This is a genomic window from Micromonospora sp. CPCC 205739, from assembly GCF_036906795.1.
In the GTDB taxonomy this organism is placed as follows: Bacteria; Actinomycetota; Actinomycetes; order Mycobacteriales; family Micromonosporaceae; genus Micromonospora.
The window spans coordinates 1-1441 of sequence record NZ_JBAKHS010000051.1 but is presented as its reverse complement, the minus strand read 5'-3'; the positions used below and the strand labels follow the sequence as shown (position 1 = coordinate 1441).

The window sequence follows — 1441 nt, the reverse complement described above, 5'->3', positions numbered from 1 at the left end:
CTAGTAGTGCTTTGTTAGGTTCGGTGGCGTTTGTTGCGGTGTAACGGTTTCACGGGTTGGTGGCAGGTGATGCAGGCGCCGGTCCAGGTCGCGAGGAGTCGTTGCAGCTCGCGGATGACGGTGTAGAGGGTCAGGCCGGCGCAGCCGCTTTTGGGTCCAGACGCAGTTCGGTGATGAACAGGTGCGCGGCGGTGACCAGGGTGACGTGGCGGTGCCAGCCGATCCAGGAGCGGCCTTCGAAGTGGTCCAGACCGAGCCCGGTCTTCAGCTCGCGGTAGTCGTGTTCGATGCGCCAGCGGATCTTGCCGTAGCGGACCAGGTCGGTGTGGCTGGTCGCTTCGGGAAGGCTGGACAGCCAGTATTTGACCGGCTCGGCCTGGTCGTCGGGCCACTGGGCGATCAGCCACCGCTCGGGCAGGATGCCGTCGGCGTCACGGGCGATGCGGTGCCCGGCCGGGCGTACCCGCAGGAAGATGAACTGCGAGCTCATGGTGCCCTTCGAGCCTTCCCGCCAGGTGATCGTTTCCGCGGCGGCGCGTCCGGCGGCGCGAACGTGTTCGACCAGGCTGATCGGCGTCTTCGGGTAGCGCGGGTCGGTGCGCGTCGGTGGGCGGCCCCGCCCGGACCACACCCGCGGCACCGGCTGCACGCCCGGCTCGCGGGCGAGGGCGTCGCCTTTGACCTGCATGATGTAGCCGATCCCGCGTTCATCCAGCGCACTGCGGAACTGGCTGTTGTCGCCGTAGCCGGCGTCGGCGGCCAGCAGCGGCGGTCGCAGCCCGTGTCCGGCCAGTTCGTCGAGCATCTCCACCACCAACGCCCACTTCGGGCGATGACGCTCCTCATCAGGGATGCCGCAGCGGGCCCGGGCCGCAGCCACCCCGGGACGGGCGGCCTCATCAACAGCGTCGTCGTCCCAGACCGTCGGCAGATACAGCCGCCAGTCCAGAGGGCACGACGCGGTGTCGGTGACGGCGTGAACGCTCACCCCGATCTGGCAGTTTGCGACCTTACCGACGGTGCCGGAGTACTGCCTGGCCACACCCGGTGAGCTCTTGCCGTCTTTCGGAAAGCCAGTGTCGTCAACCACCCACGCGACCGGCCCGACCACGTCAACCGCCCGAGCGGCCAGCCGCATCCGCACCGCCGCGGTGTCCCACGTCGAGGTCGTCACGAACTGCTGCAACCCCTGATGATCCACCCCGAGCCGATCCGCCATCGGCTGCATCGACTTCCGCCGCCCGTCCAGCAGCAGCCCCCGCAGATACGTCTCACCCTTCGCCCGCTGATCCGACCGGGGCAGCGGGGTGAACACATCCGCGGCGAACGCCTCAAGCCGTTGCCGCACAACGGAAAGCTCGTCAGGAGTCACCCCAACATCGAACTACCCGGACCACTTCGCGCACCCCAACGACACGCCGACCTAACAAAGCACTACTAG

1 protein-coding gene is annotated in these 1441 nt (G+C 68.0%); it reads right to left on the bottom strand.

Annotation, left to right across the window (positions count from 1 at the left end):
• Positions 1-130: 130 nt before the first annotated feature.
• The gene (locus tag V6U88_RS30095) at positions 131-1372 is read right to left on the bottom strand and encodes an IS701 family transposase (protein WP_334458286.1); all 1242 of its coding nucleotides are present in this window, start codon (positions 1370-1372) and stop codon (positions 131-133) included.
• Positions 1373-1441 lie beyond the last annotated feature (69 nt).